The sequence below is a fragment of the Streptomyces sp. NPDC104814 genome (assembly GCF_055583185.1).
The window spans coordinates 66878-92794 of sequence record NZ_JBVJOL010000004.1 but is presented as its reverse complement, the minus strand read 5'-3'; the positions used below and the strand labels follow the sequence as shown (position 1 = coordinate 92794).

Annotated in this window: 21 protein-coding genes and 1 pseudogene; 13 read left to right on the top strand and 9 right to left on the bottom strand. The window is 70.6% G+C overall.

Going from position 1 to position 25917, the window contains the following annotated elements; genetic code table 11:
- Positions 1-75: 75 nt before the first annotated feature.
- Positions 76-2091, top strand: a complete 2016-nt coding sequence (locus ACZ64A_RS16245) for an NADPH-dependent 2,4-dienoyl-CoA reductase (RefSeq protein ID WP_469810937.1) — start codon at positions 76-78, stop codon at positions 2089-2091.
- A 28-nt stretch (positions 2092-2119) separates the two neighbouring features.
- A pseudogene (locus ACZ64A_RS16240) lies at positions 2120-2650 on the top strand (PadR family transcriptional regulator); the annotation flags it as partial.
- Positions 2651-2831: 181 nt separating this feature from the next.
- Here ACZ64A_RS16240 and ACZ64A_RS16235 read toward each other — a convergent pair.
- Together ACZ64A_RS16235 and ACZ64A_RS16230 are read right to left on the bottom strand one after the other, a co-directional pair.
- Positions 2832-3380, bottom strand: coding sequence for a hypothetical protein (locus tag ACZ64A_RS16235; RefSeq protein WP_469810936.1), 549 nt, complete (start codon positions 3378-3380; stop codon positions 2832-2834).
- Between the two features lie 243 nt (positions 3381-3623).
- On the bottom strand, positions 3624-4595 hold the full coding sequence (locus tag ACZ64A_RS16230) for a fibronectin type III domain-containing protein (protein WP_469810935.1): 972 nt from the start codon (positions 4593-4595) through the stop codon (positions 3624-3626).
- A 516-nt stretch (positions 4596-5111) separates the two neighbouring features.
- On the opposite strand from ACZ64A_RS16230, the gene ACZ64A_RS16225 reads away from it, so the two are divergent.
- Positions 5112-5525 carry a hypothetical protein gene (locus ACZ64A_RS16225; protein ID WP_469810934.1) on the top strand — a complete coding sequence of 138 codons (414 nt, stop codon included), beginning with the start codon at positions 5112-5114 and terminating at the stop codon, positions 5523-5525.
- A 177-nt stretch (positions 5526-5702) separates the two neighbouring features.
- On the opposite strand, the gene ACZ64A_RS16220 is transcribed toward ACZ64A_RS16225, so the two are convergent.
- From ACZ64A_RS16220 to ACZ64A_RS16205, 4 genes are all read right to left on the bottom strand, one after another.
- Positions 5703-6113 (bottom strand): PTS-dependent dihydroxyacetone kinase phosphotransferase subunit DhaM, encoded by a 411-nt coding sequence (locus ACZ64A_RS16220; RefSeq protein WP_469810933.1) that lies wholly within the window; start codon positions 6111-6113, stop codon positions 5703-5705.
- Positions 6106-6705 carry a dihydroxyacetone kinase subunit DhaL gene (gene dhaL / locus ACZ64A_RS16215; RefSeq protein WP_469810932.1) on the bottom strand — a complete coding sequence of 200 codons (600 nt, stop codon included), beginning with the start codon at positions 6703-6705 and terminating at the stop codon, positions 6106-6108. Before dhaL ends, ACZ64A_RS16220 begins: the two co-directional genes overlap by 8 nt.
- A 60-nt stretch (positions 6706-6765) precedes the next feature.
- Entirely contained in the window at positions 6766-7758 is a 993-nt protein-coding gene (dhaK, locus tag ACZ64A_RS16210; protein ID WP_469810931.1) for a dihydroxyacetone kinase subunit DhaK, read from the bottom strand.
- 335 nt (positions 7759-8093) lie between these two features.
- Positions 8094-11726, bottom strand: a complete 3633-nt coding sequence (locus tag ACZ64A_RS16205) for an ATP-binding protein (protein WP_469810930.1) — start codon at positions 11724-11726, stop codon at positions 8094-8096.
- Positions 11727-12361: 635 nt separating this feature from the next.
- Between ACZ64A_RS16205 and ACZ64A_RS16200 the strand changes: the two genes are divergently transcribed.
- From ACZ64A_RS16200 to ACZ64A_RS16165, 8 genes are read left to right on the top strand one after another with little or no spacing between them, the layout of a single operon-like run.
- Positions 12362-14290, top strand: a complete 1929-nt coding sequence (locus ACZ64A_RS16200) for a GMC family oxidoreductase (RefSeq protein ID WP_469810929.1) — start codon at positions 12362-12364, stop codon at positions 14288-14290.
- Entirely contained in the window at positions 14287-15399 is a 1113-nt protein-coding gene (locus ACZ64A_RS16195) for a ferritin-like domain-containing protein (RefSeq protein WP_469810928.1), read from the top strand. Before ACZ64A_RS16200 ends, ACZ64A_RS16195 begins: the two co-directional genes overlap by 4 nt.
- Positions 15396-15923, top strand: coding sequence for a hypothetical protein (locus tag ACZ64A_RS16190; RefSeq protein WP_469810927.1), 528 nt, complete (start codon positions 15396-15398; stop codon positions 15921-15923). The genes ACZ64A_RS16195 and ACZ64A_RS16190 overlap by 4 nt, the downstream gene beginning before the upstream one ends.
- On the top strand, positions 15920-16834 hold the full coding sequence (gene iolE, locus ACZ64A_RS16185) for a myo-inosose-2 dehydratase (RefSeq protein WP_469810926.1): 915 nt from the start codon (positions 15920-15922) through the stop codon (positions 16832-16834). Before ACZ64A_RS16190 ends, iolE begins: the two co-directional genes overlap by 4 nt.
- 2 nt (positions 16835-16836) lie before the next feature.
- Entirely contained in the window at positions 16837-17832 is a 996-nt protein-coding gene (locus ACZ64A_RS16180) for a sugar phosphate isomerase/epimerase family protein (RefSeq protein WP_469810925.1), read from the top strand.
- A gap of 46 nt (positions 17833-17878) precedes the next feature.
- Positions 17879-18676, top strand: a complete 798-nt coding sequence (locus tag ACZ64A_RS16175; RefSeq protein ID WP_469810924.1) for an MBL fold metallo-hydrolase — start codon at positions 17879-17881, stop codon at positions 18674-18676.
- A 19-nt stretch (positions 18677-18695) separates the two neighbouring features.
- Positions 18696-20351, top strand: coding sequence for an alpha-keto acid decarboxylase family protein (locus ACZ64A_RS16170; protein WP_469810923.1), 1656 nt, complete (start codon positions 18696-18698; stop codon positions 20349-20351).
- 60 nt (positions 20352-20411) lie between these two features.
- Positions 20412-22250 carry a glycoside hydrolase family 15 protein gene (locus ACZ64A_RS16165; protein WP_469810922.1) on the top strand — a complete coding sequence of 613 codons (1839 nt, stop codon included), beginning with the start codon at positions 20412-20414 and terminating at the stop codon, positions 22248-22250.
- A 160-nt stretch (positions 22251-22410) separates the two neighbouring features.
- Here ACZ64A_RS16165 and ACZ64A_RS16160 read toward each other — a convergent pair whose 3' ends face one another.
- Genes ACZ64A_RS16160 through ACZ64A_RS16150 form a run of 3 tightly spaced genes read right to left on the bottom strand, consistent with a single transcriptional unit; the run spans position 22411 to position 24454 of the window.
- On the bottom strand, positions 22411-23184 hold the full coding sequence (locus tag ACZ64A_RS16160; RefSeq protein WP_469810921.1) for a phosphatase PAP2 family protein: 774 nt from the start codon (positions 23182-23184) through the stop codon (positions 22411-22413).
- Positions 23181-23789 carry a phosphatase PAP2 family protein gene (locus tag ACZ64A_RS16155; RefSeq protein ID WP_469810920.1) on the bottom strand — a complete coding sequence of 203 codons (609 nt, stop codon included), beginning with the start codon at positions 23787-23789 and terminating at the stop codon, positions 23181-23183. Before ACZ64A_RS16155 ends, ACZ64A_RS16160 begins: the two co-directional genes overlap by 4 nt.
- Complete coding sequence (locus ACZ64A_RS16150) at positions 23786-24454, bottom strand: DedA family protein (RefSeq protein ID WP_469810919.1); 669 nt, start codon at positions 24452-24454, stop codon at positions 23786-23788. Before ACZ64A_RS16150 ends, ACZ64A_RS16155 begins: the two co-directional genes overlap by 4 nt.
- A 107-nt stretch (positions 24455-24561) precedes the next feature.
- On the opposite strand from ACZ64A_RS16150, the gene ACZ64A_RS16145 reads away from it, so the two are divergent.
- Positions 24562-24930 carry a BlaI/MecI/CopY family transcriptional regulator gene (locus tag ACZ64A_RS16145; RefSeq protein ID WP_469810918.1) on the top strand — a complete coding sequence of 123 codons (369 nt, stop codon included), beginning with the start codon at positions 24562-24564 and terminating at the stop codon, positions 24928-24930.
- Complete coding sequence (locus tag ACZ64A_RS16140; RefSeq protein WP_469810917.1) at positions 24927-25862, top strand: M48 family metalloprotease; 936 nt, start codon at positions 24927-24929, stop codon at positions 25860-25862. Before ACZ64A_RS16145 ends, ACZ64A_RS16140 begins: the two co-directional genes overlap by 4 nt.
- The last annotated feature ends 55 nt before the right edge of the window (positions 25863-25917 follow it).

Below are 25917 nucleotides of genomic sequence, written 5' to 3'. Positions count from 1 at the left end.
CGTTGTGCAACTAGTTGCATAAAGGCTCCCGGGTCCTCTAGAACAGTGCGCAAGACACCGCGCACGGAGGGCCCGATGAGCCGTTACCCCCACCTGCTGAGCCCGCTCGACCTGGGTTTCACCACGCTGCCCAACCGCGTCCTGATGGGCTCGATGCACGTCGGCCTGGAGGAGGCCGAGCGGGGCTTCGAACGCATGGCGGCCTTCTACGCCGAGCGCGCCCGCGGCGGAGTGGGCCTGATCGTCACCGGCGGCATCGCCCCCAACGACGAGGGACGCCCCTACGAGGGCGGCGCCAGGCTCACCACCGACGCCGAGGCCGACCAGCACCGCCAGGTCACCGAGGCCGTGCACCGCGAGGGCGGGAAGATCGCCCTGCAGATCCTGCACTTCGGCCGCTACGCCTACCACCGCGACCTGGTCGCCCCGAGCCCCCTCCAGGCCCCCATCAGCCCGTTCCCGCCGCGTGAGCTGACCGACGCCGACGTCGAGCGCACCATCGACGACTACGCCCGCACGGCGAAGCTGGCCCGGCAGGCCGGCTACGACGGCGTCGAGATCATGGGCTCCGAGGGCTACCTCATCAACGAGTTCATCGCCGCCCAGACCAACCGGCGCACCGACCGCTGGGGCGGCTCCTACGAGAACCGGATGCGCTTTCCCGTCGAGATCGTGCGCCGGGTGCGCGAGGCCGTCGGCGAGGACTTCATCGTCATCTACCGGCTCTCCATGCTGGACCTCGTCCCCGGTGGCTCCACCCTGGACGAGGTGATCACCCTCGCCAAGGCCGTCGAGGCGGCCGGCGCCACGATCATCAACACCGGCATCGGCTGGCACGAGGCCCGCATCCCCACCATCGCGACCTCCGTGCCGCGCGGCGCCTACACCTTCGTCACCAAGAAGCTCATGGGCGAGGTGTCGATCCCGCTCATCACCACCAACCGCATCAACACCCCCGAACTCGCCGAGCAGTTGCTCGCCGACGGCATCGCCGACATGGTCTCCGTGGCCCGCCCGATGCTCGCCGACCCGGAGTTCGTCAAGAAGGCCGCCGAGGACCGTTCCGCGGCCATCAACACCTGCATCGGCTGCAACCAGGCCTGCCTCGACCACACCTTCAGCGGGCTGATCACCTCGTGTCTGGTCAACCCGCGCGCCTGCCACGAGACCGAGCTGGTGCTGGCCCCGACCCGGCTGGCCAAGCGCGTCGCGGTCGTCGGCGCCGGCCCCGCGGGCCTGGCCTGCGCGGTGTCCGCCGCCGAACGCGGCCACACCGTCACCCTCTTCGACGCCGCCGGGGAGATCGGCGGCCAGCTCAACGTGGCCCGCAAGGTCCCCGGCAAGCAGGAGTTCGACGAGACGCTGCGCTACTTCCGCCACCAGCTCGACGCCCACGGCGTGGACGTACGCCTCGGCACCCGGGTGGACGCCGACGACCTCGCGGACTACGACGAGGTCGTCGTCGCCACCGGAGTCACCCCGCGCACCCCGGACATCCCCGGCGTGGACCACCCCCGCGTCGTCGGCTACCTCGACGTGCTCCAGGGCGGCGCGTCCGTCGGCGACCGGGTCGCGATCCTCGGCGCGGGCGGCATCGGCTTCGACGTCGCCGAATACCTCACCGACAGCGGCGACCGGGCGAGCGAGGACCCGGCGACGTACTTCCGCCACTGGGGCGTCGACCTGGACTACCGGGCCCCCGGCGGCCTCGCCGCGCCCGAGCGGCCGGCCCCGCCCCGCCAGGTCCACCTGCTCCAGCGCAAGACCAGCAAGGTCGGCGCCGGCCTCGGCAAGACCACCGGCTGGATCCACCGCACCGAGCTCAAGCACCGCGGCGTCACCATGGTGCCGGGCGTGACCTACGACCGGATCGACGACGCCGGGCTGCATGTGACCGTCGATGGCGAGAGCACGGTGCTCGAGGTCGACACCATCGTGCTGTGCACCGGCCAGGAGCCGCGCCGAGACCTGTACGACGCGCTGGTGGCGGCCGGCCGCAAGGCGCACTTGATCGGTGGCGCCGACGTCGCCGCCGAACTGGACGCCAAGCGGGCCATCAAGCAGGGCACGGAGGTCGCCGCCGCCCTGTAGGCACGCGACGCGTCCCTAGGATGAACCCATGTCCCTGCCGCACGCGATCCTCACCGCCCTGCTGGAGAAGCCGTCCTCCGGACTGGAGCTGACCCGCCGCTTCGACAGGTCGATCGGCTACTTCTGGTCCGCGACACACCAGCAGATCTACCGCGAGCTGGGACGCCTGGAGTCCGAGGGCTACATCCGCGCGCTGCCGTCCGAACAGCCGGCCCGCGGGCAGAAGAAGGCCTACGAGGTCCTGCCCGCGGGCCGCGCCGAGCTGCGGCGCTGGACGGCGGCGGCACAGGACCCGAGGCCGATGCGCGACGTCATGCTGCTGCGGCTGCGCGCCGCCGCCGTGGTCGGCACCGCCGGCCTGGAGGACGACCTGCGGCGCCATCTGGAGCTGCACGAGCGGCAGTTGGCGGAGTACCTGGAGATCGAGCAGCGCGACTTCCCGCCCGGCAAGGACGGGGTTCAGGACCGGCTGCGGCACCTCGTGCTGCGGGCCGGGATCGATCTGGAGACCTTCTGGACGCGCTGGCTCACGCACGCGCTGGAGGAGTTCGCCGCCCTGGGCGCGGCCGGCGAGCCAGGCGCGGACGACGCGCCGGGGGCGGACGGGGCGCCGGGGGCGGACGGGGCGCCGGGGGCGGACGGGGCGCCGGGGGCGGACGGGGCGCCGGGGGCGGACGGGGCGTCGGGCACGGACCGTGCTTCCGCCACCGGCGACGCCTCCGTCACAGGGGATGCTTCCGTCACAGGCGATGCGGCTTCGAGCGGCGGCGCAGGAACCACGCCGCCCCGATGACACCGCCGCCCACCAGGGCCGCACCCACGCCCATCGTGACCGGGCCGTAGTCGCGGGCCGCGCCGCCGAGGCCACCCATCACCCCGCGTGAGGGCGAGGACGAGGGCGTGGGGCGGAAGGTGGGCGCGACGGGCGTGGAGACGATCACCGACTGGGTGCCGGCGGTGGTGTTGTTCGCGCACATCACGATGACCGTGTAGGTGCCCGGAGTGACGTTCGACCAGGCGGCGGACTGGCTGACGCCGGTCCCCGAGAGCGCCACCTGGCGGCCCTGGGCGAAGTTCGCCTGGCTGCTGTTGAGCAGCGCCGCCGTGCCCCAGCTGCCGTTGATCTGGGTGCAGGCGCTGGTCACCACGGACACGGTGGACCCGGTCGTGCTCACGGAGATGCCCGAGCCCCGGGCGGTGGCCGGCCCCGCGGCGACGAGGGCGAGGGGCAGGGCGGCGGCGGCCGCCACGGCCATGCCGTGGCGTCCGAAGCAGGGGGAGTAGCGCATGGGGTGTCCTCCGGCGGCGGCACGGTTGGCGGAACATCCCTTGCGCCGCCGAGGATCGGGAACGCCCGTGCTGCCTCAGGGGCAGCCAACGTCCCCCGGCGCGCCCGCGCACGCGGACGGCACCCGGGCAGGTGACGGATTCCCACCGACGGCCCAGGTCGGCCCGCGGGTCACCAGGTCCGCGCCGGTCGTCCGCCGGCGGGTCGCGGGGCGGCGCCGGTCGTCAGCCTTCCGGTCATCCGGTCACCGGCCCGCGCCGGTCGTCACCGTGCGCTCCGCCGACCAGCCGCCCCAGCTGCCGTCGGGCAGCCGCGCCCGCAGCCGCAGCCGGTGAGGCACCCCGGGCTCGCCGCCGGCGTAGAAGCTGTAGCTCGCCCGGTCCCGGGGTGCGTCGGCGCCCCACACCAGGGAGGTCGCCGTCCGCCCGTCGAGCTGCACCTGGTACTCACCGACCGTGCCGTCCGTCCGCGGTGGGACCCAGGACAGGTCCAGGTAGTAGGCGCCGCCCGCCTCGTGGCTCGTGGCGCGGAACGCGGCGGGCGCGGTGTCGCGGCCGTCGTCCGTGCCGGGGGCCGTGGTGAGCGGGAGCGGACCGGCGGCGGGCGAGAGGTTGTCGGCCGCGTCCCGCGCCCGCACGGTGAAGACGTACCGGGTGCCCGGCCGCAGCCCGGTCACGACCGTCGCCGTCTGTGCCCCGCCCACGCTGTGGATCTTCACACCGCCCTGGTAGACGTCGTACGACAGCACCTTCCGGTCGTCGTGGGCGGCCGTCCACGACAGCTGGACCGCCGTGCTCCCGGCACTCCGGCCGGTCAGCCGGCCCGGCCGGGTCGGGGCCGAGCGGTCCGCCGCCGTGGCGGCCGGGGTCGTCGCCGCGACCTCCCGGCTCGGCGGCCCGAGCCGGCCGGCCCGGTCGCGGGCGCGCACCGAGAAGACGTACCTGGTGGCCGGCCGCAGCCGGACGACGTCCACCATGTGCTCGCCGGCCGGCACGTCCGCCACCTTGGCACGGTCGCGGTACACCTCGTAGCCGCGCACGCCGTCGGCCGCGGAGACGGCGTTCCACATGACGTGCACACTGGTCGCACTGCCCGCGGCCGCCGTCACCCCGGCCGGGGCGCCGGGCAGCGCACCGCTGTCGGTGTCGTCCGCGCCCGCCGGTGCGCAGGACGCGACGAGCAGCAGGAGCACCGTGTACCGCACCACGCGTCGCACGACGTGCCTCCCGTCTCGGTCGTCGAGCGGTCCGGTAAAGGTCCGGACCAATGCGCTCACCATGGCATCGGTGACGCGGACTCATCAAGAGGGGTGACGGCCTCAGGGTGTGGGTCGGCCGAGCCGGGCGTCGTTGTCCGCGTGGCCGTTACGTATGCTGAGGCTCGCCTTGGCCGAACTCGCCCGGAGAACCGGCGAGTTCGTGCCGCACGGCGCGGACCGCTGTCGTCGCTGTTCCCGCGCCGGACCCGGGCGGCCGGGAGGCCGGAGCCGACGCAGGCCCGGCGTCCCGGCACCTGGCGGCCCGTCAGGACCCTGCACCGTACGGCCCGCCGGGTGGCCGGGACGGCACACCCGCCCCAGATTGGCTGAGTGACCGTCACCGTCCCCCACGAGAAGGTCCACCGTCGTGCGTGTCCCCTCGATGACGCCGGCCGCGGCCGGGCTCCTCCTGGTGGCCCCGGCCTGCCGTCGGCCGCCGCACCACGGCCGCCGGCCGCGGGTCCCCAGGCGCTCGTGTCCGCCCGGCCGCAGGGCGCCGTACGCGCCGCCGAACTGCTCGCCCCGGCCCGCTCCTGCACAACCGTCTCGCGCGGCCGCTACCGCACCGACGACGACGCACCCGCCACCGTCCCCGTGTGCGGCACCCGCGAGGCCGTCATCTGGACCGCCGACCTGGACAACGACTGCGACGGGCGGCCCACCCCGCGCTGCAACGGCGACAGCGATCCGCTCTTCGCCGAGGCCACCGCCTTCGCCCGGGCCGACGGGGGCTACCCGAGCGCCGAGACGCTGCCCTACATCGTCGTGCCCGCGCCGAGCGCCCGGTGGGATCACCGCAGGGACCGGGTGCGCGGCCGCTCGGTCGCCGCCGTCGTCCACCACGGCCCGCGTCCGGTACGCCGTCGTCGGCGACATCGGCCCGAGTGACATCATCGGCGAGGCCTCCTACGCCACCGCGCGGGCGCTGGGCATCCGCGCCGACCCGCACGGCGGCGGCACCCCGTCCGGAGTCACCTACATGGTCTTCAAGGACTCCATGGGGCGGCCCCGACGGGGACGGATTCCGGCGCACCGCGCCCGCCGGAATCCGCTGGCCGCCGGGGCTCACACCTTCCGGTAGTCGTACGCCTCCTTCGCGGCCGCCTCCACCGCGTCCAGGTCGGCGCCCGTCGCCGCCGTGACGACCGCGGCGACCGCGCCCTCGACGAACGGCGCGTCCACCAGGCGGGAGCCCTCGGGCAGTTCGTCGCCCTCCGCGAGCAGCGCCTTCACGGTCAGCACGGCGCTGCCCAGGTCGGTGAGGAGAGCGACCCCGGCCCCGCGGTCCACCGAGGCGGCCGCGGCGGCGATGAGTTCGGCGCTGGTGCCCAGCCCGCCGCCCTCGGTGCCACCGGCCGGGGCGACCGGCACCGCCGAGCCGCCCCCCGACAGCGACTTCGCCAGCTTGGCCACCGACTCCGCCACGTCCGCGCTGTGGGACACCAGGACGATCCCGACCAGCTTGTCGTCACTCACCGTGCGCCTCCGCGAGAGCCGCGATCAGCAGGGCCGACGACGTCGCCCCCGGATCCTGGTGTCCGATGCTGCGCTCGCCGAGATAGCTGGCCCGGCCCTTGCGGGCCTGCAACGGCGTGGTGGCCTCCGCGCCCTGCTCGGCGGCGGTCCGTGCCGCGGCGAACCCGTCGCCGAGCGCGTCGAGCGCCGGGAGGAGAGCGTCGATCATGGTCTTGTCGCCGGGCGCCGCACCGCCCAGCGCCATGACCGCGTCCACCCCGGCGCGCAGCGCCTGCGCGAACTGCTCCTCGCTGACCTCGGCGGCGTCACCGAGCGTCTTGCCGGTACGGCGCAGCAGGGTGCCGTAGAGCGGTCCCGAGGCCCCGCCGACCTTCGAGATCAGCTGCTTCGCCGCCAGCATCAGCACCGCGCCGGGCGTGTCGGGCGACTCCTCCTGCAGCGCGGCGGTCACCGCGGTGAGCCCGCGCTGCATGTTGGTGCCGTGGTCGGCGTCCCCGATGGCCGAGTCGAGCGCGGTGAGATGCTCGGCCTCACGGTTCACGGACGCGGCGGCCGCCGTCAGCCAGCGGCGGAAGAAGTCGGCGTCGAGCACGTGATCTCCTTGCGTGGTAGAGGTGTGGCCAGGGGTGTCGCGCACCTGCTGATCACCGTGTCACATGCCCCAGCGCAGCCCCGGCGTGCTCACCGGCGCGTCCCACAGCCGCAGCAGTTCCTCGTCGATCTGGCACAGGGTCACCGAGGCGCCCGCCATGTCGAGCGAGGTCACGTAGTTGCCGACCAGGGTGCGGGCGACGGCGACGCCCCGCGCGGCGAGTACCCGCTGCACCTCGGCGTTGAAGCCGTACAGCTCCAGCAGCGGCGTCGCGCCCATGCCGTTGACCAGCACCAGGACGGGGTTGCGCGGGCTCATGTCGTCGAGGATGGCGTTGACCGAGAAGTCCGCGATCTCCCCGGAGGTCATCATCGCCCGTCGCTCGCGCCCCGGCTCGCCGTGGATACCGATGCCCAACTCCAGCTCGCCGGCCGGGAGATCGAACGTCGGGCTGCCCTTGGCGGGGGTCGTGCAGGCGCTCAGGGCCACGCCGAAGCTGCGCGCGTTCTCGTTGACCTGGCGTGCGACCGCCTCGACGCGCTCCAGCGGCTGTCCCTCGTCGGCTGCGGCCCCGGCGATCTTCTCCACGAACAGCGTCGCCCCGGTGCCGCGGCGCCCGGCCGTGTAGAGGCTGTCGGTGACCGCCACATCATCGTTGACCAGCACCTTTGCCACCTGGATGCCCTCGTCCTCGGCCATTTCGGCCGCCATGTCGAAGTTGAGGACGTCACCGGTGTAGTTCTTGACGATGAACAGCACCCCGGCGCCGCTGTCCACGGCGGCCGCGGCGCGCAGCATCTGGTCGGGCACGGGCGAGGTGAACACCTCACCCGGACAGGCCGCCGACAGCATGCCCGGGCCGACGAACCCGCCGTGCAGCGGCTCGTGCCCCGAGCCCCCGCCGGAGATCAGCCCGACCTTGCCCGCCACGGGGGCGTCCCGCCGTACGATCACCCGGTTCTCGACATCGACGGTCAGTTCCGGATGGGCGGCCGCGATCCCCTTCAGCGCATCGGTGACGACGGTCTCGGGAACGTTGATCAGCATCTTCATGGGTACCTCCTGAAGCGATGGACAGGTGGGCCCCTGGCCTACATTCTTCCAGGTCAGGCAGGCACGTGGCCGGATCAATGATCTTGATGGTCCACGGCGGCCCCGGTCTGGCTGTATGTCCTGATGTCGGCAGTATCGACCTTGCGGGCGCCGAGGTCACGTGGAACGCCCCGTGCGGTCGAAGGTTGCCCGGTGCAACGAAGCCGCCGGGCGGCGGAACGCGGCGCCGTCCCGACGGCGAGGACCGTGATCGATGCCGCCGGAGACGAAGCCCGGACATCGATCGCAGAGGAAATCTCAGAGGAAACCTCAGAGGAAAAATCTCAGAGGAAATCTCAGAGGAAGTGCTCGTCCTCGTCGGTCGTCTTGCGGTTCCGGTTCGCCATCTCCTCCCAGAAGGCGTCCAACTCCCGGACCGGGATCGACACCCAGGGTGCGGTGTGCCGGCTGACGGCCGGCAGGTGCCAGCGGAAGCGGCTGTGCAGGAGAGCCTGTTGCTGGCGGCAGAACAGCTCCGCCATCTCCGACTGTGCGCTTCCGGCCTGCGGCGGGTAGGGGCACAGACGGAACTCGCACGGGGACACGCAGGTGGTGCGGGATTCGTCCCTCTCGGCCCGGCCGACGCTGCGCTCCGGGTGCAGCCGGCTGCGGTCATGGGTGAGGCAGTACGGAAGGTCGTTCCGGTTCGCGCGTTTCAGACGCTCCTCGATGTCGTCCGGGGTCCCGTTGCCCTCGGTGAGATTGAGCATCACCAGTACGTCGGCGAGAAGACGCTGGGCTCGCGGGTGCAGGACACTCCACCCGACGGACGGGGCGATCCAGAGGTTGTGCTTCCGGTAGCGCTCCGGATCGGCCGGGGTGGAACCGACGTTGTCGGTGGCTTCGTTCTCGTCGATCCAGATGAACCGCTCGGGGTGCCCCGTTTCCAGGGCCAGGGTCACCAGATCGCCGGCTTCGGCGACGAACGGATGGAGGACGTGTTCGGCACGGCGCTCGTACGTGACGCCGACGGGAGCCGCGGCCCGGTGTGCACTGCCCGCCATCGCGAGCCATCGGGTGACCGACCTCATGGGCTCCATGGCACCCTCCGACGCCACCTCGCCGTTCGCCGGGTGGCCGGTCGTCGCCGGCGTGGACCGGCCGCCGTGCTCGTTCGCCGCGCCTGACCCGGCGGCGTGTCCCAGGGTGTCGGGAAGCTCCCACAGACACAGTGCCTGGATCAGCGTCAGCTGCGCGTACCAGTAGCGGCTGCGGGTGAGCATGTTCTCGGCCTGCTTCACCAGGTAGGCCCGGGTCTCCTCGTAGGCGTCCGGGTGCCGTCTCCTGCGGTTCGCCGCGTTCTTGAAGCCCTGGGCCAGTGCGATCTCCAAAGAGAGCGGCATGGGCGGGCTCTGCCGGCCGGCCGGGACCATCAGATTGTCCAGCCAGAGACCCAGCCGCTCCTTCGCCTCGTCACGGTACTTTTCCGAGACGGATCCGACGATCATGGGGACGAGCCAGGCCCGGAGGGCGAAGTGACGCCACCAGATGGTGCGGCACTGCTCGTACTCCTCGACGATCCGGTCGTGCTTGTGCTGCCTTGTCTCCGTCGTGTCCGGGTCGGTGACGGGGTCCGCGTCCACTTCGTCGAGCCACGCACTGTAGTCGTCGTCGAGCTTCTGTTTGACCTCATGGGTCTTTTCCAGGTACTGCGACATCGGATCGGTTCCGAGCGGGAATTCCGAGCGCAGACCCTGGAAAGCCGCATCGCCACCGGCGGCTATCTGATGGGCGATCGCGAGCCGGACGGAGCGAGAGGGCTCATGCGTACCGATGCGGAAGAGACGCTTGTAGGGCAGAGCGTCACAGCCCTTGCCGCGCCGGTCCCGTTCCCGCAGCGCGGCACCGAAGCGCCGCACCAACCGCAGTTTCGCGTCCTGGATGGTGCGCTGATCGCCTCGGATGTCGAGGACGGCCCACTGTTCCTCAAGAATCCGGGCGAACTCGTCCTGCCGCGGGTCCGGATGGACGCAGTCGATTTCCAGGGCCGCGGCGTACAGGTCGAAATACTTCGCGTCATGCCGGTTCGCCGCGGCGCGGCTGAGCAGCTCGGACAGTCCGCATCGCGCGCCTTGCCCACCAGCGGCACGACGAGTCGTGTACTTCGGGGTGGCCGACCGGGCGGCCGGAGGACCTTCCGGGTGACGTGACAGCAGTACCAGAGCGATCAGCAGTTCCCGGGACGGGCCCGGGCTGCGCAGCGCCGGTTCGACGACCGCCTTGATCTGTTCGTCGTCCATTTCCCTCAGGAGGCGGTAACCCAGGTATGCCTGAAGGATGCTGTGCGGGAAGCGGACCTTGTTCTTGCAGCCGTACACCAGCCCGAGGAGCTGTCCGTTGGCCGTGTATCTCGCCAACTCGGTACGGCATTCGACGGGATAGTCCAGGGCGTTGAGCCAGGGCGCCGACCCGCCGACCTTCCGGCCCACCACCTCCCAGATCGCGTCGCGTTGCGCCGCGGAAACGACGAGGCGGATCCCGTGCTGCTCGGCATCGCCGGGTGACCCTGGGTGCGTTTCCGGAAACTGCCGGCGACACAGAAGGTCGTCCACGTGTGCACTGACGAAATCGTCGAACGTCACCTCGATACTGTCCTGGAACAGCCCGAGGCAGGCCAGCGCCGAGACGACCCACAGGGTTTCCCGGCGTTCCTTGTGGTCCATCACCAGTCTGTCGAAGATGCGGCCGTCCTCGATGGCCTGGCGGTAGGTGTTCAGAAGCCCGAGCCTGAGCGTGGAGCAGTCGTTGCTGCGGGTGTCCAGGCGGCCGCCTTCCTCGCGCAGTGTCAGATGCTCCAGCAGACCGTACTGCTGGAGCACACGGGCGATCCGCAGGTAGATCGGCGAATCCGTGACCTGAGCCGTCTCCACCACCCAGTCGAGCCGGCGCTCGTCCAGCTCACGGTGTTCCCGGATCAGGTATTCCAGCGCCGCTTCCTCGCTCAGGGGTTCCAGGTTGGCGATCGCCGCCCGGGTGCCCTCCAGCGGAGCGTGCGGACGGGAGGCGATGACCAGGGGCAGCTTCTGGCGGTCCGCGCGCTCGATCGCACGCCGGATGATGTTGTCGCGGTCCTCCTGGTACTTCTCGCCGAGGAGGGCCTCTTCAAGGCCGTCGGCGATGACGACGGCCTTGTCGTCGAGCCTGAGCTGCCGCCACGTTTTGTCGATGTTGCTGCCGGCCAGCACCCCTTGGTCCGCTTCCTCCGCGAAGCGGCGCCGTGCCATTTCCTCGAAGTCGAGTTCACCGTCGTCTTTTCTGTCGCGCAGACTTATGGGCACGGGAACGGCGGACTGCTCGGCCAGCATCCGAGTGAGTTCCACCAAGACGGCCGTCTTGCCGACCCCTACGCCGCCGACCAGAAGATAGGGCTTTCGCGATTTACGGCTGCGGAGGGTCTGGGCGATCACCTGGGACAGTTCCCGGCGCCCGACGATGCGGTTGACGAGGGTTCCGGCTGTGGGGACGAGATCGTGTGGATGTGTGCGCGCCTTCTTGACGAGCGGCTTCTTGGTCTGGTGGTACCAGTAGAGAAGGAAGATCGCCAGCAGCACGGAACCCGTCAGTACAGGGCCCAGGATGTGGTTGACGGCATCGAACCACAGAGACTCGAGCACTTCGTGGAGCTTGGTTTTGTGCTCCTCTCCCTTGCTGTAGAAATCATAAAGCGCCAGTCCCACCCAGGTGAAAAGCAGAAGCGTCCAGAGCAGGGCCCATACGCGCAAAAGGGGCCCGAGGGTGAACCTCCAGGAGCGCCAACTGCGGTTGGGGACGATGCTCCTGCGCGCCTCCCTTTCGGTCCTGAACTTACGCCATCTCCTGCCCGCCGACCGTGAGATCCGGGACGACCACCGTCGGGGGTACAGCGTGTACCACGGGGCGCCATGCGGCCGTACCGCGCCTGCCGGATGGCGGATGACCTTGGTGGACATGAGGTTCCCTCCGCGCTGCGCAGGACGGGCGGGGCGCCGCAAGGACGCCGAGTGCCGCAGTGGAGCGGAGGCCGGCGAGTCGTTTTCGGATGGCGATATCGCTGCCCGCGCCCAGGGCGTCGGCCTCGCATATATCTACCGGCACGTTTGCCCTTCAATTCCAATGAAAGCACCGGCGGAGAAGAGCGCAACACGGCCCCAAGATTCCTTCAGATGCAGGAAGTTGACGGGTCACCCAATCGCGCCGCAAGGCCTTTCGGTACTCATCTCCCATTACAAGTGAAGTTTATGACGTTCACTCAGGAAACAGCTGGCCGAATCGCTGTTCTCGTTCGGCGATCTTGACGGTTCCCGCGTATGGTTGTGGTGCGGCAGTGGTCTGCGTGTCAGGCATTACCGGCAGCGCTCACACATGCCGCCCGATCATCGAAATTCACTGAACAATCCGCGCTTCCTCGCGCCGGCCGTCCGGCTCGCTCGCGTCGGAATTCCATGTATTCCTGGCGGCAGCCCATGGACGTACTCGGCTTCCACGCCTTTCCATCCGCGTGATCAGGGCGCCGACCGCGAGCGGATTCCACAGATCCGCTCGAAAGCTCACGGAGCAGAGAAGGCAGAGGAGGGGTGACTGCCTCATGTACGCGAAGTTCCCCGAGGGGGCGGCGCAGCGCACCGACCCCATGGCGGCGGCCGAGATCGTCTACGACGCCGTCATCGTCGGCGGCGGCATCTCCGGCGCCCTGATCGCCTCGCGGCTGAGCGACGCCGGCAAGAGAGTGCTGATCCTCGAAGCGGGCCCGGCCGAAGACCTCACCCTCCGGGGCTACGAGCGCTACCTGGACCGCTTCTACTCGGCCATCGGCAAGGACAACCAGGCCCCCTACCCGGCCGTGCCCAACGCTCCGATGCCGCGTGGCACCGACGCACGGCGCATCACCCCGGGAGCGCCCGACGCCTCCTCCTACCTCGTGCAGACCGGGCCCTTCGCCACCGACACCACGTACACGCGGGTCCTCGGCGGCACCACCATGCACTGGGAGGGCAAGACCCTGAGGATGCTGCCCGAGGACTTCCGGATGCGGACGCTCTACGGCCAGGGGGCGGACTGGCCGCTCGGCTACGAGGACCTCGCCCCGTACTACAACGAGGCCGAACGCGAGATCGGTGTCTCCGCCGACGTGGAGGACCAGGCCTACCTCGGGATCACCTTCGACGAGGACTACGTCTTCCCCATGAAGGGGCTGCCCCTGTCCTACCTGGACCGGATGGTGGCCAGGGACATCGACGGGATGCCGGTCGAACTCGGCGGGGAGCGCCGGGAGCTGCGGGTCCGGCCGTTCCCGCAGGGCCGCAACGGGATTCCCAACCCGGCCTACGACGGCGGGAAGGGCTATGTGCCCCGAGGGGCGGTCAGCGCCTACCAGGTCGAGGTCGGCGAGCGGTGCCAGGGCAACAACAACTGCGTGCCCATCTGCCCGGTGCAGGCCAAGTACAACGCCGGCAAAACCCTCGCCCTGGCCCTTCAGAGCGGCCGCGTCGACCTCGTGGCGCAGGCGGTGGCCTACAAGGTGCACACCGACGACCGCACCGGCCGGGTCACCGAGATCGAGTACCGCCGCTACGACCGGCCCGAGAGCCCCGGCTTCACCACGATGCGAGCCCGTGGCCGGCTGTTCGTCCTGGCCGCCAACGCGGTGGAGAACCCCAGGCTGATGCTGGCCTCCGGCCTGCGCGGTTCGAGCGGGATGATGGGGCGCAACTTCATGGACCACGCCTATCTGCTGGCGTGGGGCCTGCTGCCGGAGGTGGCCGGCACCTTCCGCGGCACGAACTGCACGGGCGGCATCGCCGACCTGCGCGGCGGCGGCTTCCGCAGTCACCAGGCGGCGTTCACCATCGACATCCACAACGACGGCTGGGGCTGGGCCCGGGGCGCGCCGATGACCGACCTGATCGGCCTGGTGGACTCCGGCGGCCGCTACGGCGAGTCCCTCCGCCAGGGGCTGGTCGACCATGTGTCCCGCCAGCTGCAGCTGGCCTTCATGGTCGAGGTCCCCGCCAACCCGAGCAACCGGGTCACCGTGAGCCCCGACTTCACCGACAGGCTGGGGAACATGCGGCCCGTCCTCACCTACGACATCCCCGAGTACACGATGCGCGGGGTGGCGTACGCCCGGCAACTGTCGAAACGCATCTTCGCCCGCCTCGGGGCCGAGGACCACACCGTGTACCAGCCGAACTTCTGGGGTTATGCCGTCCACGACGGAGTGGGGTACGAGATCCGCGGGGGCAACCACCTCGCCGGCACCCATGTGATGGGCGACGACCCGTCGGTCTCGGTGGTCGACCCGGATCAGCGGTGCTGGGACCACGACAACCTCTATCTGGTCGGCGGCGGAAGCATGCCCACCGTGGGCACGTCGAACGTGACGCTCACCGTCGCCGCCCTGTGCCTGCGCAGCGTCCGGGCCATGCTGTCCCAGCTCGGCTCCGGCACCGCTGCGACCGACGTTGCCTTCGACCGGCGCCACCCGGCGCCGACCTCCGGGGAGGTGGCCCGATGACCGTGTCGACCATCGACAACCGCGACGACCTGACCAGCTACCTGAACGCGGCGATGGCGCTCGAGCACGCGACCATCCCCACGTATCTGACCGCGTACTACTCCATACGCTCCACCACCAACTCCGACGCCGCCCACATCATCCGGGTGGCCGCGGTGGAGGAGATGCTGCACCTGACCCTCGTCGCCAACGTCCTGAACGCCATCGGCGGGACACCCGATCTGACCTGCCCCGGCTTCGTGCCGTCGTATCCGGCACGGCTGCCCGACGGGGAGGACGACTTCACCGTCGACCTGCGGCCGTTCTCCCCCGAGGCGGTGGAGACGTTCTGCAAGATCGAGCGGCCCGGCCGGGCCCCCAGCGACGGCTCACGGCTGGTACCGGCACCGGACGGCAGGTCCTCGCCGCTGGTCGCCAGCCCCACGACCGAGGGCATGCGCTTCTACAGCATCGGCGAGTTCTACGAGGAGATCATCGAAGGGCTCGAAAAGGTCGCGGCCGACGACCCCGCGCTCTTCTGCGGGGACCCGGCACGGCAGGTGGGCTCCGAGTTCTTCTACTCGGGCGGCGGAGAGATCATCGTCGTCACCGACCTGGAATCGGCACAGCGGGCGCTGCGCTTCATCGCCGCCCAGGGGGAGGGCCTCGACTCCGGGATCTACGACGCGGACGGGGAGCTCGCCCACTACTACCGGTTCCGGCAGCTCCAGCTCGGGCGCTACTACCAGGTGGGCGACAAGCCCGACGCGCCGACGGGGCCCGAGCTGAGCATCTGCTGGGACGATGTGTACAAGGTGAAGGTGAGCGCCCGGCTGACCGATTACCCGGAGGGATCCGAACTCGCCCGTGTCGCCCGGGACTTCAACGCGGGCTACGGGGAGTTCCTCGCCCTGCTCACCAAGGCCTTCAACGGGCAGCCGGGCCTCCTGCAGGAAGCTGTCTGCGAGATGTTCCGCCTGCGCGACGGGTTCAACCGGCTGGTGCGCACCCCCCTGCCCGGCAGCGACGGACTGCACGCCGCTCCCACCTTCGAGATCCCGGCCGCGGACGGGTCCGATCCGCAGACCTCACCGGACGCCGGTGCGACCGTTCAGGCGGTGACGCGATGACCACCGCCCCCTCGTTCAAGGAGTTCCTCTCCCTGTCGGTCGACCTCACCGCCTTCGAGGAGACCGATCTCCTGGGCACCGGCATGGCCCACAAATATCTGGCCAAGGTGCGGACCGCCTGCGGCGACGAGGTCGTGAACGCCCTCCTCGAAGCCCACCGGGCCGCGCGGGCCGACGCGGGCGACGATGCCGGGCGGCGTGCCCGCACCCCGCTCGACCGGGACGTGTTCGACCGGGCCCTGCGCCACCGGATCCTCAGCGACGACCGGCTCGGCCCGGTGGCCCGCCAGGTGATCAAGCTCTGGTACGCCGGGATGTGGTACGCACTGCCGCCCGAGTGGGTCGACCACTACGGACCCCACACATCGGCAGGCACCTCCACGGTCACCGCCGCCTCCTACCAGGAGGGACTGCTGTGGCGGGCCATCGGAGCCAATCCTCCCGGTGCCAAGGCACCCGGATACGGCTCCTGGGCCCAGCCGCCCCGCATCGCCGACCGCTATCTGAAAGGGGTGGCACGATGACGGCGCTGGCCGACCGGCTCAGCCCGGACAAGGTGCAGCTCGGCGTCTGCTGCACCCTGTGGTGGAACGACGACTTCCCCACCATCGACGCCGGTATCTCCTTCGGTCAGGCCGTGAGCGAGATGGCGCTCGCCGGCTTCCAGGGCTGCAGCCTCGGGCACAAGTACCCCTCGGACGCCGCCGAGCTCAGGGCGGCCCTGGAGATCCGCGGCCTGCGGGTGTCCGAGCCCTGGACGAGCACGTACTTCACGATCGGCAACATGCGGCAGAAGACGATCGCCGCTTTCGAGGAGACGCTGGCCCACATCAAGGAGCTGGGCGGCACCGAGCTGGTCGTCGCCGAGTTCGGCGCCTCCTCGCACCTGCTTCCCGTGGACGTGTTCGCCAACCGCCCGGTCTTCACCCACGCCCAGTGGGACGCCTTGACGTCGGGTCTGAACGAACTCGGCAGGATCGCCGGCGCGGCCGGGATGAAACTGAGCTACCACCACCACATGGGCACCGGCGTCATGACCCGCGCCGACATCGACCGGCTGCTGGCGTCGACCGATCCCGGCCTGGTCCACCTGCTGCTCGACACCGGCCATCTGGCCTTCGCCGGTGACGATCCGCTGGAGCTGGCCCGGGCGCACGCCCACCGCATCGGCCACGTCCACCTGAAGAGCGTCCGGCCCGAGGTCGTGAAGCGGGTGCGGGAGGAGGGCCTGTCGTTCCAGGACGCCATCGAGCAGGGCGTCTTCACCGTGCCCGGAGAGGGCGCGATCGACTTCCGGCCCATCCTCGAAGTGCTGGCCGACGCGCAGTACCAGGGGTGGCTGGTCGTCGAAGCGGAGCAGGATCCGAACAAGGCCGTCCCGCTCGAGTACGCCAAGAAGGCCCGCGCCTACCTCGCCGACGTCCTGGGGTGGTGACGATGAACGCGACGTTCGGACGAGACGTGTTCTTCAGCTTCTTCATGTTCACGGCCGACCTGCGGCCCCAGGACACGCGGTACGCCCGGGTCCTCATCGATCACGTGCGGGCCCTGACCGACATGGGCTACGACGGCTTCGACGTGCACATCGCGGCCCAGCCGGCGGACGTCGATCACAAGCTCGAGGTCGACTGCTACGCCGGCCTGAGGAAAGCGTTCGACCAGGCAGGGCTGGGGGAGGTGAGGTTCACCACCAACGTCGGCACCACACGGACCTTCGACCCGACGTCGCCGTACGAGGAGCAGCGCAGGCAGGCCCTGTCCTACCTCAAGTCGCGCGTCGACATCACCCGGGTCCTGGGCGGCGACTCGATCATGTCCGGGCCGTTCATCTACCCCTACGGGGTCTTCCCGGTCACGGACACCGACGAGCCGATCTGGAGCGACGCCCTGCAGGACTGGATGAAACCGCGCTTCGCCGCGGCCCGCCCGGTCTTCGAGGAGCTGGTGGAGTACGCCGCGGCGCGCGAGGTGAAGCTCGCCGTCGAGCCCGTCAAGAGCTGGGAGACGCCGCCGCCCAACATGGTGTCGGAGGTACTGGACTTCCTCGACGGCCTCGAGCACGCGCAGGGTGGCGTCACGATCGACACCGCACAGGTCGTGATGGAAAGTCAGGGCCCGTCGGTCCTGAAGGAGAACGTCGCCCGAGCGGTACGCCGGCACCGGCTCTACTACGTCCACATCTCCGCTCCCGACCGGGGCGCGGTGAAGGACAGCTGGATCCCGTGGGACATCGTTTCGAACGAGATCGCGCCGGTGTACAGCGGGCCCTATCTGATCGAAGTGTTCAACGCGATCCCGCCGTTCGACCGCTCCATGCGCATGGCGCGCCGGCGTTTCTGGCGGCCGGGCGAGGACGACCCGGTGCCCGGCAGAGACAGTGCCTACGACGTCGCGAGGGCCGCGTTGGAGGAACTGCGCAAGCAGACCACCTAACCCGAAGAGGCCTCGAATGCTCGCCCAGGTATCAGATCCCATCAGCATGGTCGTGAAGCAGGCAGGCGATGTCCGAATTCACACCTTCGTCGCGTCCTTCACGGGCGACAACATCGCCAACGCCACGCATGTCGTCGAAACCCGGAACCAACTGGTGCTCGTCGACGCGCAGTTCCTCGTCCCGTACGCGCGGGCGTTCCGGGACTACGCGGACAGCCTGCGCAAGCCGATCGCAAGGCTGTACGTCTCCCACCGCCACCCCGACCACTGGTTCGGACTCGGCACGGCGTTCACCGACGTCCCGGTCTACGCGCTGTCCGAAACCATGACCTTCATCCAGGAGCACGGCGAGGACTCCAGGAGCGACCACTGGAAACTCGGTGACCTCGCTCCGGAACGCATCACCGTCCCGAAGGAAGTCGCCGGTCCGGGTGAGGAGACGATCGACGGAGTCCGCTACGTCTTCGACCGGGTGACGGACACCGAGATCGACTACGGCCTGACCATCAGGCTTCCCGAGGTAGGGGTGTACGTCGCTCAGGACCTGATCTACAGCGGCACCCATTTGTACCTGACGAAACACCTGGACCACTGGACCCGGGTGCTGCAGGACATGCTGGTCTCGGACTACGAGGTGTTCCTGCCGGGCCACGGCCTGCCGGCCGACAAGAACGAAGTCGCACGCAACATCGAGTACCTCTCCGCCGCCAGGCAGGCCATCGGTGACGGACTGGCGGACGGCGCCTTCAAGGACTTCATGCTGCGGCGGTATCCGGAACGCAGGTGCCCGGGCATTTTCGACATCTACCTGCCCCGGCTGTTCGGCGGCGCGAGCGACTACTGAGCACGGAGGTGCTCCGACCATGAACGAGGGCTGCACTGTAGGACGCTATCTGGTGGACCGGCTCCGCCAACTCGGCCTCGAGCACCTGTTCGCCATCGCCGGCGACTACTCGATCGAATGGCTGAACCGGTACGTCACGCCGGGCGGCGTCCAGATCATCGAGGAAGTCAACGAGGTCAACGCCGGTTACGCGGCGGACGGATACGCGAGGCTGAAGGGGATCGGCGCCCTCTGCGTCACCTACTCCGCGGGTGCGCTGTGCGCGGTGAACGCCGTCGCCGGCGCCTATGTCGAGAAGGTGCCGATCGTGCTGATCAACGGCACACCGAGCATCAAGAAGACCATCACCTTCGAGCAGACCGGCTTCAGCGCCCATCACTTCATCAGTGGACGCGAAACGGATCTCCAGTCGTTCGAGCACCTGACGGTCGCGGCCGTCCGGCTCGACAATCCGGACCTCGCGCCGACCCTGATCGACTACGCGCTGACCCGGTGCATCACCGAACGGCGCCCGATCTACATCGAGCTGCTCCAGGACATGGTCGACCTGGAGTGCGAGCCGCCGAGGGGCGTTCTGAAGCCGGCCAGGACCCTGTCCGACGACACCAGCCTGAAGGAGTCGGTCGCGCGGATCCGCGAAAGGCTCGAGAACGCCGAGAATCCGCTCATCTGGGTGGGCGTGGAGATCGACCGGCTCGGCCTTCAGGACAAGGCCATGACGCTGATCGAGCAACTGAACGTCCCGTTCGTCACGGAACTCCTCAGCAAGGCGGTCCTTTCCGAGGAAGACGCCCAGTTCGTCGGCGTGCTCGACGGGCAGGCGTCATCGACCGCGGTCACGGACCTTGCCGCCGCGTCCGACTTCATACTGGCCCTCGGCGTGTGGCTGACGGACATCAACTCCCTGGGCTGGGACCCGGACTACGGCAAGACCGCCTTCGCTTCGTTCGACGCGGTGAAGTTCGGCACGTATTTCGGCGGGCAGGTCGCCCTGGAACACCTCATCGACGGCATCCTGGCGGAGAACATCGCCCCCAGGACACAGAAACTGCCGGACAAGCCGGCCCGCAGCGTGCCGACCGTGAGCGACGCCGATGTCATCACCTACCAGGGGTTCTACAACTACGTCCAGCAGTACGTCGACACGGACACCATCGTCGGCGCCGACGCGAGCATGAACTACTTCGGAAGCCTGCTGCTGGAAGTGCCGAGCCCCGGAGGGTTCGTCGTCCAGTCGTCCTACTCCGCGATCGGGTACAGCGCGGCGGCCGCGACGGGCATCTGCCTGGCGAAGGGCCCGGACCACAAGGTGCTGGTCTTCTCGGGCGACGGCGGCTTCCAGATGACCGCCCAATGCCTCTCGACGCAGACCCGGTTCGGGCTCCATCCGGTCGTCTTCGTCGTCGACAACGGCGTCTACGCCGTGGAGCAATGGCTCGCCGACGCCGGGATCTTCCATTCCGACACCCCGTTCTACAAGCCGTGCGAGCTGCACCGGTGGAATTACAGCGCGCTGGCGGAGGTCTTCGGCTGCCGGGGCTGGGAGGTCGGCACCTACGGAGAGCTGCGGGACGCGGTAACGGGAGCGCTGGAGTACTCGGACGGCCCGTCCGTCATCCAGGTGCGGGTGCCGGACAAGACGATCCCCGACAACGCGAACTGGAAGGCGCACTAGCGGGATGCCGAGGAGGCCGATCGCGAGCGGACGCCTGCTCACACCGGAAGGAGCGCCCCCATGGACGGTTACCCACTGATCGAGAACCACGGTCTCATCGGCGATCTGCAGACCGCCGCGCTGGTGACCACCGAGGGGGTGATCGACTGGTTCTGCTCCCCGCGGTTCGACTCGCCGAGCATCTTCGGGTCACTGCTGGACCAGGAGAAGGGCGGTCACTGCACGGTCCGGCCGGCTCACCGGACCGATGCGACCAAGCAGTTGTACCTGCCCGACACGGCGGTCCTGGTGACCCGGTTCATGACCGAGGCGGGCGCCGGCGAGGTGGTCGACTTCATGCCGGTGACCGGTACGACGGTCACGTCCCGCCACCGGCTGGTGCGTCTGGTCCGCTGTGTGCGCGGCAGCATGACGTTCCAGGTGGAGATCGCCCCGCGGTTCGACTACGGACGCAGCAAGCACGAACTGCACATCTCCGAGCACGGAGCGGTCTTCGCCGCTGAGGACGGCACGGAACTCACCGTGCACCCCATCCGGGAACCGGAGGACGAGCGGCTCATCGACGTCGCCACGGACCAGGGCGCCGACCTGCACCTGTCGCTGACGCTGCAGGCCGGTCAGCAGCGAGGGCTCGTGCTGGAGACGGGTACCGGGGGGCCACCCGCCGAGGTCCGCCAGGAGACCTACCAGCAGCTCTTCGGAGAGACCGCGGCCTTCTGGCGCTCCTGGCTGGCGCAGTCGCGCTACACCGGACGCTGGCGCGAGATGGTGGAGCGCTCCGCGATCACCCTCAAGCTCATGACCTTCGCGCCCAGCGGCGCCCTGGTGGCCGCTCCGACGACGGCCCTGCCCGAGCAACTGGGCGGCGAACGCAACTGGGACTACCGGTTCACCTGGATCCGTGACGCCTCCTTCTCCGTGTACGCCCTGCTGGGGCTGGGCTTCACCCAGGAGGCACGGGCCTTCAACGCCTGGCTGAGCGACCGGGTCAAGGAGCGGGCCGGGAGCGGCGGCAAGACGGGGCCGCTCAACATCATGTACAAGGTCGACGGCTCGTCCGACCTGGAGGAGCAGACCCTCGAGCACTGGGATGGCTACGCGCGCTCAAGGCCGGTACGGATCGGCAACGGCGCCGCGACGCAGCTCCAGCTGGACATCTACGGCGAGGCGCTGGACAGCATGTACTTCGCGCACCAGCACGGGTTCCAGGTCGGGTACGAGGGGTGGACCTCGATGCGGGCGAACCTGGACTGGCTGGCCGAGCACTGGGACCAGGCGGAGGAGGGGATCTGGGAGACCCGCGGCGGGCCCCAGGACTTCACCTATGGCCGGGTCATGTCGTGGGTGGCGTTCGACCGCGCGCTGCGCCTCGCCCGGTCGAAGGGCTGGCCGTCGTCGGCGGGACGGTGGCAGACCGAGCGGGACGCCGTCTACGAACAGGTCATGGCCAAGGGCTGGGACGACAAACAGCGGGCCTTCGTCCAGCACTACGGCAGTGACGTACTGGACTCCTCGCTGCTGCGCATGGCGACGGTCGGGTTCCTCAGCCCCGAGGATCCGATCTGGGCCTCGACCCTGGACGCCATCGAGCGGGAACTGGTCAGCGACAGCCTCGTCTACCGCTACAACCCGGAGGCGTCGCCGGACGGCCTGCGCGGATCGGAGGGCACCTTCTCGCTGTGCACGTTCATGTATGTCGACGCCCTGGCCCGGGCGGGGCGGACGGAGAAGGCCCGGCTGGTGTTCGAGAAGATGATGGGGTACGCCAACCATCTGGGCCTGTACTCGGAGGAGATCGACCCGACGGGCCGCCAGCTGGGGAACTTCCCGCAGGCCTTCACCCATCTCGCCCTCATCGACGCCACCCTCACCCTCGACAAGGCGCTCGACGCGCGGTGACGCCGCAGGTGCGGCGGGCCGCGGACACCGGGTGCGCTCGCCACCGTCCGTGGGCAGCGGGTGGGCTCTTCACCGTCGGTCGGCAGCGGGTGCGCTCTCGCCCTCCGTCGCGCAGGCGCTCGGAAGACGATCGCCGGGCCTCCGGCGCCGTCAGGGGGTCTCAGACCGTGCCCGGCCGTCCGCGGTGGCCGGGGTCCGGGGGCGCGGCGTCCTGCCCGGCGTCCCTCGCGGGGGCGGCCGGGCCGGTGAGGAACGACGTGGGCAGCAGATGGGCGGCTGCGCACAGGCACAGCCCCAGCCAGCCCGCCGCGAACAGCCAGCCCCCGACGACGTCCGTGAACCAGTGCACGCCGAGGTAGACCCGGCTCAGGCCGACGAGCAGGGCCCAGACGCACAGGGCGATCCGCAGCGCGCTTCCCCCGCGCGGGGCGCGCAGGGTGAGGGCGACGACGAGCACGCCGGCGGCCAGCGCGGACGTCGTGGTGTGCCCGGACGGAAACGCCCAGCCGCTCGCGTGGGACGTCCAGTCCGCCTGCGGGGGGCGGGAGCGATGGACCAGCTCCATCACGCCGTAGCGCACCAGCTGGCCCGCGGCGAGGCAGGCCAGGCCGACGGCGGCGGCGAGCAGCCGGGCCCGTGTGGTGCGTCCCGCCACCACGCCGGCCAGCGCGGCGAGCAGGTACGGGACGACTCCCGTACCGGTGGCGGTCACGCCCCGGGCGAGCGCCACGGCCTCCTCCGGGCGGTGGCCGACGGCCCATATGAGGAACCTGTCGTCCGGCCAGAGCGGCACACCGGCCCGGCCGCCGACGACCAGCGCCAGCACGGTGAACGCCGCCCACGCGCCGAGTCCCGCGCTCCCCGCGAGATCGGCGACGTCCCTGCGCCGCCCGCCCCGTTCCCTCGCCGTCGTGCCGTCGCCCTCGCTGTTCACGATGCGGACAGCAGCAGACGCAGCGGAGCGGACGCCGTCAGCCGGCGGGCCAGCGCCTCCGAACGGCGGCGCAGCAGCACGATCGCCGCGAGGGCGAGGAGCCCGCCGACCACCAGGCCGGCCAGGACGTCGTGCGGATAGTGCACGCCGATCCACACCCGCGACGCGGCCATGGCGACCGCCGCCAGACAGGCGAGCACGCCCAGCCGCCGCGAGAGGAGCAGCAGCGCCACGGCGGCCGCGGCGGCGATCGCCGCGTGGTTGCTGGGGAAGGACCAGTCCCCGTGTGCCGGGCACGCCTCGAGGGTGCGCACCTGAAGGGTCTGGCAGGGCCGGTCCTCGTGGACGAACGCCTTCAGCACGTCGTTCGCCACGTAGGCCAGGACCACCACCACGGGGACGGCCAGGGCCATCACCGCGGCGGCGGCCCCGGCGCGCCGGGCCCGCCACCAGGCCAGGACCATGAGCACGGCGAACAGTGCCAGCCCGTACGTCGACCACACCTTGATCACGGTGTCCAGCCAGCCCGGTGTGTGCTGCGCGAGGTCCACCACGTCCCGGTAGGCGGAGCCGTCGATGGACGCTCCGTCGAACGCCGACTTCATCCGCGGACCTCCTCGGTCTTGGCACGCCTGCGGCCGCGGTACAGCTCCAGGGCGAGCGGGATCAGGGACACTGCCACGATCAGTGCGACCAGTGGCAGCAGATAGCGGTCCACGTTCGGGACGGAGGAGCCCAGCGCGTAACCCGCCAGAGTGAGGCCGAGGCTCCACACGAGCCCGCCGGCCACCTGCCAGACGGTGAACACCCGGGCGGGCACGCCCAGCGCACCCGCGAGCGGATTGAGCACGGTGCGCACCACGGGGATGAACCTCGCCAGCACGATCGCCTTGGCGTGGCCGTAGCGCGCCAGCAGCTCCTCGGCTCTCTGGGCTCCCTCCTGCAGCCGCGCCGAGCGGCTGCGGGCGAGCAGGGTGCCGCCCGCGCGGCGGCCGATCAGGTAGCCGGCCTGCGCACCGGCCAGTGCGCCCAGCGCCGCGGCGGCCAGCAGGGGCCCGAGGGAGAGATGGATGCCGTGCGCTTCCGTGCCGGTGCACAGCAGGCCCGCGGTGAAGAGCAGGGAGTCGCCCGGCAGGAAGAAACCGATCAGCAGTCCCGTCTCGGCGAACATCACCACGCCGACGCCGAGGACGCCGAAGGCGGCCAGCAGCGACCGGGCGTCGAGTGGATTCACCGCGAGCTGCGACGATAGAACCACGGGTGTGGTCATCGTATGAGTCCTTTCTGTGCGGGCCGCCGGATGCACGGCACCCGACCGTCTACAATCAAGTAGACGGTCTACGACACTGTAGACGATCGCGGGGTGAGGATCGTTCCATGAGCGCCGAAAAGGACGAACGCCGGCCGGCGGGCGAGCTGGAGGCCGCCGTGATGGCCGCACTGTGGGCGGCGGGCACACCGCTGACCCCCGCCCAGGTGCAGGCCGAACTCGCCTCCGGACTGGCCCGTACGACCGTGACGACGATCCTGTCCCGGCTGCACGAGAAGGGGACACTGGAGCGTGAGCGGCAGGGCCGCGGCTACGCCTACCGGCCCGTGCAGGACCCGCACGGCCTGGCCGCCCTGCGCATGCACAGCGAACTCGACCGCGGCAGCGACCGGCAGACGGTCCTGGCCCGCTTCGTCGCCCAGCTCAGTCCGGACGACGAGGAGGTCCTGCGCCGACTGCTGGAGGAGAGCCCGTGAGGATCGCCCTGCTGCTGATTCCCCTGCTCCTGCCCTGGGCCGCACCCGCGCCGGCCCGCAGGGTCCTGGAGCGCTGCGCGCCCGTGGCCGCGCTGTGGACCCTGACCGTCTCGGCGCTGCTGCTCGCGGCCGGCACGGTCGCGGCGCTCGGCACCCTCGCGCTGACCGGCCTGCTCAGGATCCCGGCCTTCGCCGCGCTCGGCGAGCTGGTGCACCCGCTGCACACGCCCTCCGCACGCCTGGTCCTGCCCCTGGCGGCCCTCGCCGCCGGGCTGCTCACCCTCGCCGCGCTCGCCCTCGTCCGCACGGTGCTGCGGCAGGCCGCCGGTCTGCGCACCGCGCGCTCGGAGGCCGGCCGTCGGCCCGCGGCGGGCGACCTGTGCGTCGTCGACTCCCCGCGCCCCGACGCGTACGCCCTGCCCGGCCGCCCGCACCGCATCGTCGTCACCACCGCCATGCTGCGCAGCCTCGACGCGCGTGAACGTGAGGCGCTCTTCGCGCACGAGCGCGCCCACATCGCGGGCGGCCATCACTACTTCCTGGCGGCGGCCGAGCTGGCCGCCCACTGCCACCCCGCCCTGCGCCCGGTCCGCGAGGCCATCCGGCTGGCCGCCGAGCGCGCCGCCGACGAGGCCGCCGCGGCCGCCGTCGGCGACCGCCGCCTGATCGCCCGGGCCATCGCCCGCGCCGCCCTCGCCACGCACACCGCGGACACCGCCCGGCCCGCGATGACCCCGGCGGCCACCTCCGGGCCCGTACCGCGCCGCGTGGCCGCCCTGCTGTCGCCCGCCACGAGGCCGCCGCGCGGTGCCTCGTGGATCGCCGCCCTGCTGACCGCCTGCGCCCTGCTGTCCTGCACCGCCGCGGCGACCGGCGCGATCAGCGTCCACCAGGACATCGAGGTCGCCCAGGGCGACGCGGCCGGCCGCTGAGCGGTTCCCGCCCGCGGGGCCCGGCACCGCGCGCCCGGGCCGCTGTAGGCTCCGG

Coding starts and splice junctions, on each gene's coding strand:
- ACZ64A_RS16195 (WP_469810928.1), top strand. CDS start 14,287: ATGACCGTGTCGACCATCGACAACCGCGACGACCTGACCAGCTACCTG.
- ACZ64A_RS16170 (WP_469810923.1), top strand. CDS start 18,696: ATGAACGAGGGCTGCACTGTAGGACGCTATCTGGTGGACCGGCTCCGC.
- ACZ64A_RS16245 (WP_469810937.1), top strand. CDS start 76: ATGAGCCGTTACCCCCACCTGCTGAGCCCGCTCGACCTGGGTTTCACC.
- ACZ64A_RS16200 (WP_469810929.1), top strand. CDS start 12,362: ATGTACGCGAAGTTCCCCGAGGGGGCGGCGCAGCGCACCGACCCCATG.
- ACZ64A_RS16235 (WP_469810936.1), bottom strand. CDS start 3,380: ATGCGCTACTCCCCCTGCTTCGGACGCCACGGCATGGCCGTGGCGGCC.
- ACZ64A_RS16155 (WP_469810920.1), bottom strand. CDS start 23,789: ATGAAGTCGGCGTTCGACGGAGCGTCCATCGACGGCTCCGCCTACCGG.
- iolE (WP_469810926.1), top strand. CDS start 15,920: ATGACGGCGCTGGCCGACCGGCTCAGCCCGGACAAGGTGCAGCTCGGC.
- ACZ64A_RS16165 (WP_469810922.1), top strand. CDS start 20,412: ATGGACGGTTACCCACTGATCGAGAACCACGGTCTCATCGGCGATCTG.
- ACZ64A_RS16205 (WP_469810930.1), bottom strand. CDS start 11,726: ATGTCCACCAAGGTCATCCGCCATCCGGCAGGCGCGGTACGGCCGCAT.
- ACZ64A_RS16190 (WP_469810927.1), top strand. CDS start 15,396: ATGACCACCGCCCCCTCGTTCAAGGAGTTCCTCTCCCTGTCGGTCGAC.
- ACZ64A_RS16150 (WP_469810919.1), bottom strand. CDS start 24,454: ATGACCACACCCGTGGTTCTATCGTCGCAGCTCGCGGTGAATCCACTC.
- dhaK (WP_469810931.1), bottom strand. CDS start 7,758: ATGAAGATGCTGATCAACGTTCCCGAGACCGTCGTCACCGATGCGCTG.
- ACZ64A_RS16145 (WP_469810918.1), top strand. CDS start 24,562: ATGAGCGCCGAAAAGGACGAACGCCGGCCGGCGGGCGAGCTGGAGGCC.
- ACZ64A_RS16180 (WP_469810925.1), top strand. CDS start 16,837: ATGAACGCGACGTTCGGACGAGACGTGTTCTTCAGCTTCTTCATGTTC.
- ACZ64A_RS16175 (WP_469810924.1), top strand. CDS start 17,879: ATGGTCGTGAAGCAGGCAGGCGATGTCCGAATTCACACCTTCGTCGCG.